Source organism: Pseudoalteromonas sp. BSi20429 (assembly GCF_000238895.1).
Taxonomy (GTDB): Bacteria; Pseudomonadota; Gammaproteobacteria; order Enterobacterales; family Alteromonadaceae; genus Pseudoalteromonas; species Pseudoalteromonas arctica.
In genome coordinates this window covers 25,131-42,145 of the sequence record NZ_BADV01000073.1, presented here as the reverse complement: position 1 = coordinate 42,145, position 17,015 = coordinate 25,131, and the positions used below count along the sequence as shown (strand labels likewise).

15 protein-coding genes are annotated in these 17,015 nt (G+C 40.0%); 4 read left to right on the top strand and 11 right to left on the bottom strand.

The annotated features are described in order from the left end of the window. Positions 1-336 precede the first annotated feature (336 nt). The 7 genes from P20429_RS05570 to lptD all read right to left on the bottom strand — a co-directional run bounded on the left by P20429_RS05570 (position 337) and on the right by lptD (position 9,065). Positions 337-2,352 carry a methyl-accepting chemotaxis protein gene (locus P20429_RS05570; RefSeq protein WP_007585094.1) on the bottom strand — a complete coding sequence of 672 codons (2,016 nt, stop codon included), beginning with the start codon at positions 2,350-2,352 and terminating at the stop codon, positions 337-339. Between the two features lie 136 nt (positions 2,353-2,488). Beyond that, the gene (locus tag P20429_RS05575) at positions 2,489-3,307 is read right to left on the bottom strand and encodes a symmetrical bis(5'-nucleosyl)-tetraphosphatase (RefSeq protein WP_007585093.1); all 819 of its coding nucleotides are present in this window, start codon (positions 3,305-3,307) and stop codon (positions 2,489-2,491) included. Between the two features lie 8 nt (positions 3,308-3,315). Then, complete coding sequence (gene apaG / locus P20429_RS05580) at positions 3,316-3,705, bottom strand: Co2+/Mg2+ efflux protein ApaG (RefSeq protein WP_007585091.1); 390 nt, start codon at positions 3,703-3,705, stop codon at positions 3,316-3,318. Continuing rightward, positions 3,689-4,495 (bottom strand): 16S rRNA (adenine(1518)-N(6)/adenine(1519)-N(6))-dimethyltransferase RsmA, encoded by an 807-nt coding sequence (gene rsmA / locus P20429_RS05585; protein ID WP_007585090.1) that lies wholly within the window; start codon positions 4,493-4,495, stop codon positions 3,689-3,691. Before rsmA ends, apaG begins: the two co-directional genes overlap by 17 nt. After that, entirely contained in the window at positions 4,492-5,484 is a 993-nt protein-coding gene (gene pdxA / locus P20429_RS05590) for a 4-hydroxythreonine-4-phosphate dehydrogenase PdxA (RefSeq protein WP_007585088.1), read from the bottom strand. Before pdxA ends, rsmA begins: the two co-directional genes overlap by 4 nt. A gap of 2 nt (positions 5,485-5,486) precedes the next feature. Continuing rightward, complete coding sequence (surA, locus tag P20429_RS05595; protein ID WP_007585086.1) at positions 5,487-6,782, bottom strand: peptidylprolyl isomerase SurA; 1,296 nt, start codon at positions 6,780-6,782, stop codon at positions 5,487-5,489. Positions 6,783-6,812: 30 nt separating this feature from the next. After that, the gene (gene lptD / locus P20429_RS05600) at positions 6,813-9,065 is read right to left on the bottom strand and encodes an LPS assembly protein LptD (protein WP_007585085.1); all 2,253 of its coding nucleotides are present in this window, start codon (positions 9,063-9,065) and stop codon (positions 6,813-6,815) included. Between the two features lie 111 nt (positions 9,066-9,176). On the opposite strand from lptD, the gene P20429_RS05605 reads away from it, so the two are divergent. Genes P20429_RS05605 through djlA form a run of 3 tightly spaced genes read left to right on the top strand, consistent with a single transcriptional unit; the run spans position 9,177 to position 11,729 of the window. Beyond that, entirely contained in the window at positions 9,177-10,178 is a 1,002-nt protein-coding gene (locus P20429_RS05605; RefSeq protein WP_007585083.1) for an aminoglycoside phosphotransferase family protein, read from the top strand. Further along, complete coding sequence (gene murU, locus P20429_RS05610) at positions 10,175-10,831, top strand: N-acetylmuramate alpha-1-phosphate uridylyltransferase MurU (RefSeq protein ID WP_007585081.1); 657 nt, start codon at positions 10,175-10,177, stop codon at positions 10,829-10,831. The genes P20429_RS05605 and murU overlap by 4 nt, the downstream gene beginning before the upstream one ends. Positions 10,832-10,862: 31 nt before the next feature. Continuing rightward, on the top strand, positions 10,863-11,729 hold the full coding sequence (gene djlA, locus P20429_RS05615) for a co-chaperone DjlA (RefSeq protein WP_007585079.1): 867 nt from the start codon (positions 10,863-10,865) through the stop codon (positions 11,727-11,729). Here djlA and P20429_RS05620 read toward each other — a convergent pair. The 3 genes from P20429_RS05620 to rsuA all read right to left on the bottom strand — a co-directional run bounded on the left by P20429_RS05620 (position 11,712) and on the right by rsuA (position 14,227). Continuing rightward, complete coding sequence (locus P20429_RS05620) at positions 11,712-12,662, bottom strand: DUF3530 family protein (protein ID WP_007585077.1); 951 nt, start codon at positions 12,660-12,662, stop codon at positions 11,712-11,714. The two genes, djlA and P20429_RS05620, sit on opposite strands and share 18 nt — an antisense overlap. Before the next feature lie 92 nt (positions 12,663-12,754). Next, positions 12,755-13,408 (bottom strand): bifunctional tRNA pseudouridine(32) synthase/23S rRNA pseudouridine(746) synthase RluA, encoded by a 654-nt coding sequence (gene rluA, locus P20429_RS05625; RefSeq protein ID WP_007585075.1) that lies wholly within the window; start codon positions 13,406-13,408, stop codon positions 12,755-12,757. 120 nt (positions 13,409-13,528) lie between these two features. Beyond that, positions 13,529-14,227, bottom strand: coding sequence for a 16S rRNA pseudouridine(516) synthase RsuA (gene rsuA / locus P20429_RS05630; protein WP_007585073.1), 699 nt, complete (start codon positions 14,225-14,227; stop codon positions 13,529-13,531). A 59-nt stretch (positions 14,228-14,286) separates the two neighbouring features. Between rsuA and zapE the strand changes: the two genes are divergently transcribed. Next, positions 14,287-15,396 (top strand): cell division protein ZapE, encoded by a 1,110-nt coding sequence (gene zapE / locus P20429_RS05635; RefSeq protein ID WP_007585062.1) that lies wholly within the window; start codon positions 14,287-14,289, stop codon positions 15,394-15,396. A gap of 196 nt (positions 15,397-15,592) precedes the next feature. On the opposite strand, the gene P20429_RS05640 is transcribed toward zapE, so the two are convergent. Continuing rightward, on the bottom strand, positions 15,593-17,014 hold the full coding sequence (locus tag P20429_RS05640) for a lipopolysaccharide assembly protein LapB (RefSeq protein WP_033026996.1): 1,422 nt from the start codon (positions 17,012-17,014) through the stop codon (positions 15,593-15,595). Between the last annotated feature and the right edge of the window lies 1 nt (position 17,015).

Below are 17,015 nucleotides of genomic sequence, written 5' to 3'. Positions count from 1 at the left end.
CAACTCGATTTGGTGAAGTTGTATTGCATGAGCGTGAAGTGAATTCGCACCTACAAGTGGCATATATTGTAGGTGAGGTTTTATACCTTATTTTTGGTAAAGTTAAATTAGATTAGCGTGTAGTAAATTCGCATCGATAGGGTGTGCATATATTGTAGGTGAGGTTTTACACCTCGCTTTTTATAAAGTTAAGTTAGATAAGCGCGAAGTAAATTCGCATCGATAGGGTGTGAGTATGTTGTAGGCAAAGTTTTACATCTCACTTTTAAAGTCTTGATAAATAAAAACCCCGATGGTGCATAGTACCATCGGGGTTTTTTAATCGTTTTAGTAAACTTAAACTTTAAATTCGTCTACCGACAAGCGAAGCTCTTCGGCAAGTTTTGCTACTTCTGAACTTGAGATATTAGTTTGGTTTGCGCCTTCGGCTGTTTGCTCTGCAATGGCTACAATCGACTCAAGGCGTTCGCTAATTTCTTGTGCTACTTGTTGTTGCTCAAGTGCGGCAGTCGAAATCTCTTCACTTACGTCGTGAGCTTGCGAAACCGCAAATGTAATTGAATCAAGAGCGCTACTTGCTAGGTCGGTTTGCTCAACACACGATACCGCACGTTGCTTACCTTTACTCATTGCTGTTACGGCAGCTTCTGCGCCTGTTTGAAGAGACTCAATCATTGATTGTATCTCTTGGGTCGACTCTTGAGTTTTACTCGCCAGAGAGCGTACTTCGTCTGCTACAACAGCAAAGCCTCGACCATATTCACCAGCACGTGCAGCTTCAATTGCGGCATTTAGTGCAAGTAGGTTAGTTTGATCCGCTATGCCGCGTATTACATCTAAAATGCTGCCTATTGATGCGCTATCTTGATGTAGTTTATTAATTACTTGAGAGGCGTCGTCTACTTCACGTGCTAATTGCTCAATAGTTGCTTTGTTGTTATTCGAAATACCTTTAACGCGCTCAGCTTCTTTATCAGCATTTTTAATTTCGCTAAGTGCTTGTTGAGCGCTATTACTAACCGTTTGCGATGTACTGCTCATTTCGGTTGTTGCAGTGGCGGCTTGTTCAACTTGTGCTTGCTGGTTACGAATTGCTTGGCTTGATTCGGCTGTAATTGCAGATGTTTGTTCTGATGCTGCAGCTAGCTGAGTAGAGCGCGAAATAATGCCTTTAATTAGGCTGCGTAAGTTATCAATTAATGTATTACAACTTTTAGATAGTTCGCCAAATTCGTCTTTAGCGCTGTCGTCTAAGCGTTGTGTCATGTCGCCACTGGCAACAATATCTAAAATTCGGTTAACTTCAGCAAGTGGTTTAGTAATACGGCTAACAGTAATAATAGCAATCGCTACAGCTAAAAGAGTGGCTATAATCATACCAACCCACGTCCATAAGTTTGCTGAGTCTACGTCGCTGCGCACGCCTTGCTGTAATTTAAAGGCAACGTCACTTGCTTGATTAACTAACTCGTCAATTTGGTTAAGTGCCATTTTGGTGGCTTGCTCTGACTGGGCAAGCTCTGACTCTGTTAGCGTAATAGAGTCAATTAATCGTTTTTTGTTTGCAGCTAAACCACTACTACCTTTTATATTGTTTTCTAAAGTATCAACATTTTCTTTTAAGCTTGAGTATAAATCGCTGTGAGTTTGCTCAATAGCCGGTTTAATTAAGGCAATGGTACGCGTTACTTCTTCTAGGTAATAGGTTTGCTCGTTTTTAACAATATCGAGTGTATTAAGCGTTTTAACAGTTAGCATATCAGTGCTGTTACTTACCACCGACATAAAGTTATTTTCTAAATTGTTTGCAGCTTGATAAGCACGAGGGTGGTTTTGCTCAAAGCCGCCAATGTCAATAATATCGAGTACAACAGAATTGGCATCTTCTGCACTTAGCTCTATATTTTCTAATTGTGCTTTTAATGTTTTGTTTAATGCTAGCTGTTTGCTTTTATCTTCTAACAAGCTTTCAACTGTGCTTAAAAAGCTTAAGTAGGTTTTTTCTACATTTTGGCTACTTTGATTAAGCGTTGCATCATTTTTTACTACGTCTTGAAGTTCGCGATGAAGGGTATTGAATAACTGCTTTTGCTCAAAAACTTGCTTTTTAATGGGGGCTAGTTCATTTGCAGAAGTAGTGTAAAAACTCGCTTGAGCGGCTTTACTCATTAAAATAAATTCGGCTTGTAGTTCTGAGCTTTTATTTAGTGCTGGAAGTGATAGTTGGTTCACTTTTTGAGTAGAACGGTCAATATTTGCAATTTTTATTAAGGAGTTACCACCAATTATTAATAATAATAGTGTGATAAATATAAAACCACCCCAAATACGTTGGCTTACTGTCAGGTTCATAAGATTTCCACTCAAAAGTACTTCAATTAAGACTTATCGGCGTTTGTACCAATAAGTTAAGTAATTAAAATCAATTACTTTAACTAATTTTAACTATTAATTGATAAATCTAACAGATGTATTGTTTTTTTTCAGTTTATTTAGACGAAAGGTGGGATTTTTCTACAATAACTTTTTTTGTACTTAGCTCCATTAGGGTCATGGTGTTACCCCATACACAGCCTGTATCTAAGGCGTGAACCCTTGGATTATCTGTTCTACCTTCAAGCGCGGCCCAGTGGCCAAAAATAATATCGTGTTTAGTTTTAGCTATATTAGGATGGTTAAACCACGGTGTTAATGTTTGGCTATCGGTTATTGCACCCTTTGCATTAAGCTCAAGTTTGTTATCACTTGTTAAAAATCGCATGCGGGTAAAATAGTTAACTATGTATCTAAATTTTGCAAAGTCATCAAGGTTGCTTGACCATTGCTCCGGATGAGGCTGATACATATGTTCAAAAAACGCTTTAGCATTGTTTGATTGATAACAGCTTTGTGCAAATTGTGCTTGTTTGAGCGCATCTTCAATAGACCAATCGGGGTTTAATCCGGCATGAGATATAAAGCAGTTATGTTTTATAAGCTCTAAAGCTAATGGTTGGGTTTGTAAAAAAGCGATGTAACGTGCTAATTTTGGGCTTTCAAATATTGGGTTTAGTTTATCTTTTGGGTTGATAGGTTTGTTAAGAAAGCAGCAGGCAACCATGTGAAGGTCGTGATTGCCTAAAGTGATGGTCATGCTATTTTGATGTTGGTAAATGTAGTCTAAGCAGGCTAGGGAGTCTGGCCCGCGGGAAACTATGTCGCCAACTAAATAAAGGTGATCTTTGCTTGGGTTAAAATCAACACGTTGCAAAAGGGTGTTAAATTCACTAAAACACCCTTGTAAATCACCTATCGCATAATCTGCCATCTAAGTGCTTAATGCAAAATGTTAGGGCAAGCCAAACGAAACACATTAATAGGGGCCTGAAACTCAGAGCCAAATTCGTTGCGTAACGTGTAATGGCCTTGCATAGTGCCTACAGGTGTATCTAAAATTGCACCACTGGTGTATTTATAGCTTTCGCCTGGGCCAATGTCTGGCATTTCGCCAACAACGCCTTCACCTTCTACTACTACTTCTTTGCCATTTGCATCGGTAATTAACCAATAGCGGCTCAGTAATTTTGCACTACATAAACTATGGTTTTTAATCGTTACTGAGTAAGCAAATACGTATTTTTCAAGCTCAGGTTGAGATTGACCTTCTACGTAAAATGTTTCTACAGACACCTTTACAGGCGATCCAATATTACTGCTTGTTGTCATAAATCCAGTTAGCTATATCAATAAATTGTTGTAAAGATAAGCGCTCAGCACGCAGCGTTATATCAATGCCAATGCTAGTAAGCTCTTCTGCAGTTAGTAAATTACCTAAACTGTTACGCAGTGTTTTACGGCGTTGATTAAAGGCTTCTAAACACACTGTGTTTAATATTTTAACGCTTTTTGCTGTACGTTGCTCTGGCTTTTTAGGTATTAAACGTATAACCGCAGAGTCAACTTTTGGCGCTGGTTTAAAGCACTCAGGTGGTACTTCAACAACCGGCATTGCATTACAGTAGTATTGAGTCATTACGCTTAAGCGGCCAAATGTTTTACTACCTGGGCCTGCTACCATGCGTTTTACTACTTCTTTTTGAAGCATAAAGTGCATGTGCTCAATATGATCTGAAAATTCAAAAAGATGAAACAATAACGGTGTCGAAATGTTGTAAGGTAGATTACCAAACACTTTTAATTTTTTGTCATCGCGAACCAAGCTTGCAAAGTCAAACGTCATTGCATCGCCTTGGTTAACGGTTAATTTAGGACCCAAAAATGGGTGTTCAATTAATCGTTGCGCTAAATCTTTATCTAATTCAACAACCGTTAAATGGCCGCTTAATTCGGCTACTGGCTCAGTAATTGCGCCAAGGCCGGGGCCAATTTCTACTAGGTTGTCTTCTGGTTTAGGATCGATCGCAGAGACTATTTTATCGATAATAGATTCATCAAATAAAAAGTTTTGCCCAAAACGCTTACGAGCGCGGTGTCCTAAATGTACTTTATCGGTCATTGATTTTGTGCTTTTTCTTGGGCGAGCTTAATTGCTTCGCGGATCGCTAATTCAAAACTGCCAACGTCAGCTGTACCAGTCCCTGCTAAATCGAGAGCAGTACCGTGGTCAACTGATGTGCGGATAAATGGTAAGCCAAGGGTAATATTTACCGATTTACCAAATCCTTTGTATTTTAGCACAGGTAATCCCTGATCGTGATACATAGCAAGCACTGCATCTGCTTCAGATAGGTATTTATCTTGAAATAAGGTATCGGCCGGTAGTGGGCCAATTAAATTCATCCCTTCGCTTCTAAGTATCTCAAGCGTTGGTGTGATTGTTTCTATTTCTTCACGACCTAAATGGCCATCTTCACCTGCATGCGGGTTTAAGCCACACACTAAAATACGTGGTTTTTCTATACCAAACTTAGTTTGTAAGTCGTGATTTAAAATACCCGCTACTTTAGTTAAACGCTCAGGTGTAATTGCACGCGATACATACGCTAGTGGAATATGCGTAGTTACAAGTGCAACGCGTAAGCCCTCTGTTGCAAGCATCATAACTACATCAGCAGTATTTGATTGCTGCGCAAAATACTCAGTGTGCCCACTAAACGAAATACCTGCTTTGTTAATTATGCCTTTGTGAACCGGGCCCGTAACAACTGCATCGAAGGTGCCATCCATGTTTTTTTCGCTTGCTATACGCAAGGTATCTAACACGTATTGTCCGTTACCGTCGTTTAGTACGCCTAGCTCTACATCAACCCCTAAATCAACCTGATGAATATACAAGCTGCCAGCAGGTGCTGCGATGGCGGGGGCATTATCATCAAATTTAATTAAGTTTATTGTTAAGCCTAAATGTTTTGCACGCTCTTTTAATAGCTTGCCATCGGCAATCGCTATAAGTTGAACATCCCACGCTTGCTGAGCAAGCGTGAGTAGCAAATCTGGGCCAATACCGGCGGGTTCACCCGGTGTAATAGCAATTCTTAGGGTCATATTTATTGGTCTGCTGTGAAAATTTCAACGTGAGCTTGCTCGCGCATTTCTTGCTGCCAGTTAAAACTTTCTTCCTTAAATTTACGGTTAAACAACATACCGTGAGCACGGTTACGTTTAGCTAGCTCAGTTTTATCAGCTACACGTTTACCAAGTAACTGCACAATATGCCAACCAAACTGTGTTCTAAACGGTTCGCTTATTTCGTCTTGCTTAAGAGAAAGCAATGTATCTTTAAACGCAGGTACGTAGGTAGTTGGATCTGTCCAATCGTACTCGCCACCTTTAAGTGCAGACCCAGGATCTTCTGAGTACTCTTTAGCTAACTTTCCAAAGTCAGCAGTTCCTGCGCGTAAGTCTTTTGCAAAGCCAGCAAGCATAGAGCGTGCTTTTTCTTCACTTAAAATAATTGAAGGTTTAATTAGTATATGGCGTGAACGCACTTCAGTTGTTTCTACAACTTGTAGGCCACGAACATCTTGTACTTTAATGATATGAAAACCAGCACCAGAGCGAAGAGGGCCAACAATAGCGCCTTTCTTTTGGCCTTTTACTGCTTCAGCAAAAAGCGATGGCATTTCGTTAATACCCATGTAACCAAGCTGTCCACCTTCAAGTGCTTTAGAGCCGCTTGATGATGAAATAGCAATACGCTTAAATTCTTGGCCATCGTTTAATAGCTCAATAACTTTATCTGCGCGTGTTTTTGCGCCAGCAATTTCGTCAGCGTTCGCATCGTTAGGGATATCTATTAAAATATGACCAATGTCGTACTCTTCAGCACTTTGACCTTGGGTTTCCATAATTTTTAAAAGGTTATCAACTTCTTGTTCGCTAATATAAATACGGCGATCGACGCTTGCACGTGTTACTTGCTGCGTTGTAATTTCTTTACGAATTTCTTCACGGTAAGCTTGAAAGCTTTCGCCCGAACCTTCAATAGTACGGCGTAAATCGGCAATTGTACCGCCTTGCTCTTGTGCCATGCTTGCAAGAGTTTGATCGAGTTGGCTGTCTGAGATTTGTAACCCCATACGTTCAGCCATTTGTATCATAAGGGCTTGATTTACTAAACGCTCAACAGCTTGTACACGAAGAGTTTCATCTTTTGGTAATTGCTGGTTTTGTTCTTCGGCTTGCTTTTTAACACGATTAATAATGGTGTCTACTTCGCTTTTTAAAATTACGCCTTGGTTTACAACGCCAATAACTTTATCTATTTCTACTGGTGCGGCCATTGCACTTTGACAAAGGCTGGCACTTAAAACTGCTGATGTTAATAATTTTTTTAAATTCATATTCTTTTTACTACTCTTGCTGATAGTACTCTAGTTACTAAGAAAATACGGTCTACGATAGCCAAAAATACCTTGTTGTAATAATTTTTGTGCATCATAACGGCTTTTACTGCCAAGTCCTTTTAATACAAAATTCAAACTAATACCTGAATCAAAAGTTGCTTGTTCTTGGCCTATTGATTGATTTAAATCTGTTTCAATTTGGCGGTGCCCAGTAATTTGGATAGCCCAACAGCATGATTCATACTGTAATCCGCTCAATACTTCGATACTTCTGTTGTTTTCAAGATCTCGATGATAGCTTGCAATAAATTGCCATTCGTCGCTAATAGGAATACTTGTAAATACACCTGCTTGCTCGATTGTATTTCCTGAGACATCATTTGCATAGCGATGGTTCAATTGTACTAGCTGATTATTATCACCTTTATAATCAAGTGTTACATTTGACTGTACCATTTGCTTGCCATCTGTATCGTATTGAATACCTCCAGCGAGGTACCAACGGCGGTGCCAATGTAACATGGTTTGAGCTGCAAATAGTGCATTATAATTAGTGTCTGAGTTTAAGCCTTGCTCTGTTGGCTTGGCGTCATCACTTAAATAAAATATTTGGCCGGCACTAAAATTAAATACTTCTTCTTGTTTTTTATCAAATAGGCGCGTTGTAGCACCTAAAGTAAACTGATTCGCTGCTGCTATGCGGTCAACACCCGAAAAGCGCACGTCTCTAAATAAACCATAATAATCGTCTTGTAGCTTAGTTGTATCAAATAAGCCAATGTCTGACTGGTCTTTATTAGGTGTATATAAATATTGAATTTGCGGCTCTAGCGTTTGTATAGCATCTTCAAAAAAGTAAGATGCGTCACGCTCAAAATTAAGCTGAGAATACAAACGTACTTTAGGAATAGTACGCGATACGGTATCGCTGTATTGCGTGCCTGTTAAGTTTCCGCTTTGCTTATAATTAGTTTGCAGTAAGCTCACTTCAGATAAAAATGACCATGCATGCGTTGCATAGTTGTAGCGTGCTTTAGGCTCTACGTGTACACGAGTTGCGTTGTCTATGGCCACTTCTGATGAGTCATTAGTAAAATGGCTAATCTCGCCCGACACACTAAAGTCAAAATTATCAAAACGCCAAGGCGCAGTTTGCGTAAAATTAACTTGTGGTATTGCAGTGTATGACTCTAAGTGATCGCCCAGTACTTCAAAGTTTTGCACTTTTATATCGGTGCGCCATGTTTCACCTAAATGAGTAAGTGAACCAGTACGATAAAGCTGTGTATCGGTTTTACTGGCGTAATTTGAGCTTAAATCGGTGATGTAGTTATCATCGCTTACATTGGTTACATCAACGTTTGCGCGCCAGTTTTCACCCAGATAACTTTGCTGTTGCCAATGAAACATATAGCGTTCATTTAAGTCTGGCTCAGAATCATCACTATCTAAATATTCAATTCCTACTAAGCCTTCATGTTGCTCTGTTAGGTATCTAAATTCGGTTTGTAATTGCAGCCCTTTGTTAGACATATAACGAGGCGTAATAGTGGCATCAAAATTAGGTGCAATATTTAAATAATACGGCGTAATTGTTTCAAGACCGTATTTGTCAGAGCTTGAAATAGTCGGGGTAAGTAAACCCGATTTACGGCGCTCATCCAGCGGGAATGTAAAATAAGGTAAATATAAAACCGGTGTATCGAGAATACGTAATACGGCGTTATATGTTTCGCCCCAGCCTTCTTCGCGTGAAAGGTTTATTTCGTCAGCTTCAATTTCCCATACTGGGGTGTCACTTGGGCAAGTAGTAAAGCTTGCATTCATGAGTAATAGGCCAGACTGATTAACAGTGAGCTTTTCAGCGCCGCCTTTACCTTGTTGTTCGGTTAGGCTGTAGTCGGCGCCTAACAAACTGACTTCTGAATTATTTAAATCGGCATTTAATCCGGTGCTGTTTACTTTACTTACGTAATCTTGATAAGTAATTGGCCCCGTTGCATTTAATAAACCACGCTGTTTGTCTATCAACGCAGTTTGTGCGGACAAACTCATCTTAAGGGTGTTAATATCAACATTGCCGGTAAATTCAGCGCTTTGAGTGCCAAGTAGCTCAACATCATCAGCTTGAATATCAACTTCACCAAGGTTAAGGCCTTCAAGTGGTTGCCAAGCTCTGGTTTGCATTGAAATGCCACAAAGGTTGTGTGCCAGTTCAGTTTCGGCAAGCGATGGTGCGCTAACTACGCTTAGCATCAATATGCCCCAGGTTTTGCTCATTTATCGACCTTAATACTGTGTGTTTAATATAATATACACATAATAAAGGAAAATAATGGCAATTACAGTAATTGACCTAATTAACTTAGTGAAAAATAGATATCTTATAAAATGACACGCTTTGAGAATTTACAACAATTTATAAACACACAGCTTAATGCCAAGTCGCATACTTTAAACGCGATCACGGGTGATGCTAGCTTTCGCCGTTATTACCGTTTAAATCACGATAATAAGCATTTAATAGTGATGGACTCAGATCCAAAAAAAGTGAATAACGAACCTTACATTTCGCTAAATCAGGTGTTTGTTGAACAAGGCTTTTTACTTCCTACTATTATTGCAAGTGATGAGAAACAGGGCTTTTTTGTTCTGAGTGATTTAGGGAGTACGCACCTAGCCGATATGCTTGATGATGCAAACCGCACCGAGCACTATAAAGCACTAATTAGTTTAAGTGCTCAATGGGCTAAAACGCCGGCAGCTCCTGCTATGCAAGCGTATAACGAAGGTTTTATAACACTAGAGCTTGATATATTTAGCCAATGGTTAGTGAATGATTTTATTAATGAGCCACTAAGCGCAGAGCAAAACGTAATGTGGCAAACAAGTTCAGAGCTATTAATAAAGGCCATGCTTGAGCAACCCACTGTTACTGTTCATCGCGATTACCATAGCCGTAATATTATGAACAGTAACGGCCAGTGGGCAATTATAGATTATCAAGACGCGGTACGCGGGCCACTTTGCTACGATTTAGTATCGCTACTACGCGATTGCTATTTTAAACTGCCTCAAAAAGAGTTAACAAGCTTGCTTGATTTTGCTTATCAAGAATTTACGGCTCAAAATTTACTGGCTAACACTTCATTTGATGAGTTTAAATATTGGTTTGATTTAACCGGATTACAGCGCCACTTAAAAGCTGCGGGTATATTTTGTCGATTATATTTGCGCGACGGTAAAACAGGCTATTTAGATAATATTTTACCGACGCTTGATTATATTATTGAAGTAGCGGCAAATTACCCAGAGCTAAAAGCATTGAGTGAGTGGACAAAAAATACCATAGTGCCAAAAGTGACTGAAAAGTTGGCAAAGGAGCGCTCATGAAAGCGATAATTTTAGCTGCAGGGCGCGGACAGCGTATGATGCCGCTTACGCAAAATATGCCAAAGCCAATGTTAAAAGTGGCACAAAAACCACTTATTGAGCACCATATAAATAATCTTAAAGCTGCCGGCATTACCGATATTGTAATAAACCTTGCGTGGCAGGGTGATAAAATAAAAGACTACTTTAAAGATGGCAGTCAATTTGGCGTAAATATACTTTACAGCCAAGAAGTTGAAGGTGGCCTTGAAACAGCCGGCGGTATTATTGAAGCGTTACCGCTGTTGGGCGACTCGTTCATTGTAGTAAATGGCGATGTATACACTGACTATGATGTAAGTTCGCTAATGCAACTTCATTTACAACCCGGTGAGGCGCACATAGTGCTTATAGAAAACCCGCCACACAATCTAGATGGCGACTTTGCATTGAGCCATTTATCGGCCGAGAGTCAAAAATATACATTTTCAGGGATTGGCCGCTATCAGGCTGATTTTTTTAAAGGCTTAAAGCAAGGTATTCGCCCTTTAGGGCCTATTTTACGTGAAAAGCTAAATGAACATTTAGTCTCTACTGAGCTCTATATAGGGCAGTGGGATGACATTGGTACACCAGAGCGTTTAAACCAATTAAACACGCGCCTTGAGGCGTAACAACTCAATTTTTAAGAAGGCAGTATTATAGATGTGGGGAAAAATTCTCGGTTTTTGTTTTGGCTTTATGTTTGGCAAAATATTTGGTGCCATTTTAGGTTTATACCTAGGTCATTTATTTGATAAAAGCTTAAAAAATAACTTTGATAAAGCAGGCGGCTTTTCTAGCTTATTTAGTGGTGACGATGTTCACGAGCGCCAAGCTTTATTCTTTTCAAGCTGCTTTGCTGTCATGGGGCACATTGCCAAGTCGAACGGTCGAGTCAGCGAAGTACATATAAAAGCGGCTAACTTGTTTATGGATGAAATGGGCTTAAAGGGCGAAGAACGCCGTGAAGCACAGCATGCATTTCAGTCAGGTAAAGAGAGCGACTTTTCACTTAAAGAAACAGTACACGATTTTAAAGAACGCTTTGCTAAACGAAACGATCTAATACAGTTATTTTTAGAAATACAAATTCAAATGGCGTTTTCTGACGGGGTATTAGCCGAACAAGAAAAGCAATTATTAGCAGAAGTAAGTAAACAGCTAGGCATTTCTAAAACACACTTTGCATTTGTATTAAAGCGCTACCAAGCAGAGTTTAACTTTAGAAAGCAACAACAACGCTTTAATCAGCAGCAACAAAACCAAGGTCAAAGTAGTAGTTACCGTGAGGGTTCTGGCCACCATGTACCGCCAAATAATAATATGAACCGTGCGCAAGCATTGGCGTTATTAGGCTTAAGTAGCGATGCAACGCAGCGTGATATAAAAGTAGCGTACCGTAAACTTATGTCGCAACATCATCCAGATAAATTAGTATCGCAAGGTTTACCAAAACACATGATGGAATTGGCTGTTAAAAAGAGCCAAGATATTCAAGCCGCTTATGAGTATTTAAAAAAGTCGGCGTAAAAAACCGTCTATTTCTTTTGTTAGGCGTGCGTGTTGATCGGGTTGATCGCGCAAGCCAAACAACTGGCGTTGGCGGTAATCAAATTTTGCATTTCGGTCAACCCAGCGCTGACGATTTTTAAGGCTCATTAAAATGTCTGTGCTGTCATTTGCATAGTAAATATCAAGTAAGGCGGGTGTAACAAGTGATGCTGTTTGGCTCAAGCTTTCGTTACGCTTGGTATTAGGTAAGTAACTACTTAAACTGATAAATGCCTCAACTCTCTCGTCCGGAAAATCTGCATAGTACTCCAATAACACACCTGCACTCGTGCCTTGTGCTATAACCACTATATTACTCGAATCTTCCATAGCGGTTTGATACAGCGCATTAAATCGAGAAATGAGATTTATTTTATAGTTATCAAGTATGTCGTCAGTTACTTTTTCAATTGCATTAACGTAATGAGGTTCTTCTTTTATTTTTGCAGGCTGCGGTTGTGCGTTTGTTGCTGTGTCGGGTGATGCAGGTTCCTCGGCTTTACTAGGCGCAGCTTCGGTTTCGCTGGGCATTGCTTCGGCCATTTTACTTGCTTGCCAGTCAATGTCGGGTACTGTCATTGCGTAGGTGCTGTAACCTAAATTATTAAGCTCTTTGCGCAAGTAGCTCATACCTGAATTATTGGTAGGTGAAGAGTGCCAATCGGGTATAAGTATTACGATACCTCTAAAATTACTACTCATATACTCGCTGTAAAGGCTTAAAAATTCTGTTTCTCCCGCCAATATAGGCTTTATTTCATTACTTGGAAGTAGTCGCTCAATGTCGCTACTTTCAATGCTTGATAGATTAGGTGGAGCAATATGTTCAGCCGCGCTGATGGGGTTAGCTAAAAGTAGCGCACAGCTGAGCTGTATATAAAAAGCCCTTTTTAAAAACCGTGAAAATAGCATAACGCACCTAACTAATGACAATTAGTTAGGTATCGGCAAGGTTATCTAAAAGTTTAATAGATAGAGCGAATTAGCTAGTGAATTTGAACCTGTTAAAACTCTAATTCGGCTTCAAAAGTAAGTACTTGCTCAGTTACGGGGTGCTTTAATTGCAGCATTTGTGCATGTAATTGTAAGCGAGGAGCAGCAGCAAGTGCCTCTTTGTGGGCGTAAAGTCTATCACCTAAAATAGGATGACCAAGGCTTAACATATGCACACGTAGTTGATGCGAGCGACCAGTGATGGGAGTTAGCTCTACACGGGTTGCATTTTCTTCACGCTCAAGTATTTTGAAATGCGTAAGCGAAGGTTTACCTCTGTCGTGATCAACCATTTGTTTTGGGCGATTAGGCCAATCACAAATAAGGGGTAAATCTACTGATCCTGTTTCAGCTTCAAGTTGTCCGTATACACGTGCTATGTAACGTTTAGCTGTTTCGCGCTCTTGAAACTGCATACTTAAATGTCTGTGCGCTGCTTTATTCATGGCAAGGCACAGTATGCCAGAAGTCGCCATATCTAAGCGGTGCACTATTCTTGCTGTTGGAAAAACACGATTAACACGATTAATTAAGCTGTCGGCATGTTTAGGATCTTTACCTGGGACAGTTAATAACTCACTTGGCTTATTAACTATCAGTAAGTCGTCATCCTGAAAAAGTATTGTTAAATACGGATTCATAGGGGGGTTGTAGTTAACTAACACGGCCGACCTTAGTAATTTTGAAGGGCGCTATTTTAGTGGAGCAAGTTAAAAGGCTCAAGTAAAAGTTTGGCTATATTGTTTTAACTAATAATCCAAGCCTTAGGCTCCTTTAAAGCGCTTTTATAGCTTAATTTCTTGCGCTGTTAATAATCGATATTCACCACTGGCCAAGTTTTCATCTAGGGTAATTCCCGCAATCTGCTCGCGATGTAACTCAACTACTTTGTTATCTACAGCGTAAAGCATACGCTTAACTTGATGATATTTACCTTCACTTATTGATAAACGCAGGCCGTAATTAGCAAGTCTCTCTGCTATAGCTGGGCGGGTTAAATCTTTTTCGTTATGCAGCATGACGCCTGTACGTAATTGCTCAAGCGCTTCATCGGTAATCGGCTCTTGGGTTTCGACGAGGTAGGTTTTAAATTTATTGCTTTTAGGCGACGTAATTTTATGTGACCAATCGCCATCATTAGTAATAATAACTAACCCTGTGGTATCTATATCAAGGCGACCTGCCACATGAAAGTCACTCATATTTGGCTCATCAAGTAAGTCAAAAACAGTTTTATGTAGCTCGTCGCTGTTAGCACATACATAGCCAACAGGTTTGTTTAGCATGTAATAACGCTTACCTAAAAATACCAAAGGTGTACCTTGGTACAGTACTTCATCTTGCTGGGCTAGCTGAAAATTATGTGATGTGATTACTTCGCCATTAACGCTTACTTCTTTTCGCTTAATATTCGCGCGAGCTTGGGTACGCGGTATTTCAGCTAAGTGGCTAATAAATTTATCTAAGCGGCAAGGGAATTTCATTTTGGTTCACATTTTTAGTCGGCTACAATGGGCGGGATTATAGCCGATAGTGAAATACCATGACAGTGCACAGCACACAAATTTTAAGCCTTTACCAAGCAAAAATAGACACAGGTGAACTGTGTTTTGATGCTGCGCAGCAAAATGCAGTGGAAGCTTTAAATACGCTAAGCGAGCAACTTCAAGCTCACACATCATGGTGGCAAAAAGCGACTTTAATAAAAGGTGTTTATTTATACGGACCCGTAGGGCGTGGTAAATCCATGTTAATGGATTTATTTTATAAAAACCTACCTATTGAGCAAAAGCAGCGGCTGCATTTTCATCATTTTATAGCACAAGTGCATGCCCAACTTTCGCAGCTACAAGGTCAAAAAAATCCACTAATCCTAATTGCAAAACAGTGGGCTAAAAGTATTCGAGTACTATGTTTTGACGAGTTTTTTGTGAGCGACATTGGCGATGCCATGATTATGGCCAGATTGTTTAATGCGTTGTTTGAACAAGGTGTTGTGCTGGTGGCCACATCGAACGCAAAGCCAGAGCAGCTTTATTACAACGGCCTGCAACGGGCGCGATTTTTACCTACTATCGATTTAATTAATAACCATTGCCATATAATTAACGTGGCAGGGGAGGACGATCACCGCTTTAGATATGGTAAAAACAGTCGTCACTATTTTATTAATTTATCAACTCACGATTTTGAAAATAAGTTTTTAGCTTCGTATCCGGCTGTAACATGCAGCAATACAGTTAGTGTGCATGGGCGCGATTTACCTTATTTATTAAGAGCCGATAACGCCTTGATGATTGATTTTATGGCGCTATGTTCAGGCCCACGCAGTGCTAACGATTATATGTTTTTAGCAACGCAATTTGATGTGTTATATGTATCGAACGTGCCGCAAATGGGTGTTAAAGCAACGGGTAAAGTTATTGTTCACGGTATAGAAGATAGCTACCAACGCGAAAAACAAACGCTTGATGAGCACACATTTGACGACGAAGCACGGCGCTTTATTGCCTTAGTAGATGAGTTTTACGATTGCCATAAATTGCTGGTAATAAATGCGCAAACCGACATTGAACATTTGTATAAAGGTAAAAAGTTGAGCTTTGAATATGCACGCACACAATCACGCATAGTCGAAATGCAAAATTGGTAACGCTTTAAAATATATTGTAAACGAGCTTGCTCTCGTGAGAAGCGCAGCTCCCTCTAAACCTCTTTGTGAATAAATCACTTAAGATCTTATTGCACAATGAGGAGTAAATGAGAAAACATTTAAGCATAGAAATTACGAGCTTTGCCCATCACGCCAGCAAGCTGTGTCTACATGAAAGTTTAACCACGGCTTAAACTTACCCCTCTTGGCGCACTATATTCTCAAGGGCGCGAATATTAGTAATTAAGTCTTGGCGTTGTGGGTTAGCTTGTAATGCTTTTCTAAGATGCTTTAGCGCGCTCGAGTAGTCTTTAGAATCAATCGCTATTTGCGATAATCCAAGCCACGCCGATAGTTGGTAATCAGGTAGGGCTTGTGCACGAACGTACATAAGTTTTGCTTGGGTAAGTTGGCTTTTACTGCGATATATACTCGCTAAACTAAGTAGGGCATCACCTAAATTCGGGTTTATTTTAAGTGCGTTATTTAAGCTTTTAAGAGCACGTTTAGTATTACCTTGTTGCATAGCAATTTGTGCGCTGTATACAGAAAACTGGGCTTGTTCATCACGGGGTAGTTGCTTAGTTAATCTTTTTGCGCTGCCTATTAGATCTTTAGCTAAATCCCATTTTTGTTGAGACACAAGCCAGCCTAAAGTTTGCATCGTGGTATTAATAACCTCAACTTGCTGCTGTTTAGTGGCGTATTTTAAACCTTGCTTTAATAAACTAACAGCGCGTTCACTGCTACCTTCACTTAAGTGCAGCTGGGCTGCTAAAAGCTGGTTGCTGGTATCTTTAGGGTTGAGTTTTAAGGCCACTTCAATAGCAGCAAGCGCTTGCTTTTTTTGATCAAGTTGTAACGCTATTTGTGCACGTTGCAGCCAAAGTTCAGCTTTATCAGGGCTTTTATTAAGTAATTCTTTTAGTAATGCACTTGCCTGGCTTAAATCACCCGATTCAATTAACGCAAACAATAGCCCTTGTTGATATTGGCTTGTTTCTGGCGCTAGCATCAGTGCTTGGCGGTACGCCGCTACTGCGCTCCAAGGTTGGCTGTGCTGCACGTGTATATAAGCAAGTTGCGCATAACTTTGTGCATCAGCCTGACCAAGTTCAATAGTGCGTACTAAGTGTGTTTGTGCTTTGTCATACTTTGCTTGTTGCATGTATAAAAGGCTCAAACCTTGGTGTGCTTTTACTAAATCAGGTGAAGCTTTTAAACACGCTAAGTAAGCTTGTTCAGCGTTATTAAAGTCTTTAGTTGAAAGCAAAACTTGTGCACGTAACAAGTTTAAAGCAGTGCTATCTTGGCTTATATCACGGCCTTTAAATAGCGCAGCGACTTCACTGTAATTACCTGCTTGTAACAGTGGTTGCACTTGGCGAGCAAAACCGCGCTCGGTCGGCTCAATAAGGACCTCTGTAGGACCCAGTAATTTATTATTTATAGCCAACTGCCATGTTGGATCGCTAGGCGATAACGTTACTTTTAGTGGCGCATTAGTATCACTGGCAGCGCTTGCATGTACGCTACTTGCACTTACTAAAGGTAATGAACACATTACAGTCGTCAACAGTGCGGAAGTTAATGGTTTTAGCGTTTTAAATATATTCATG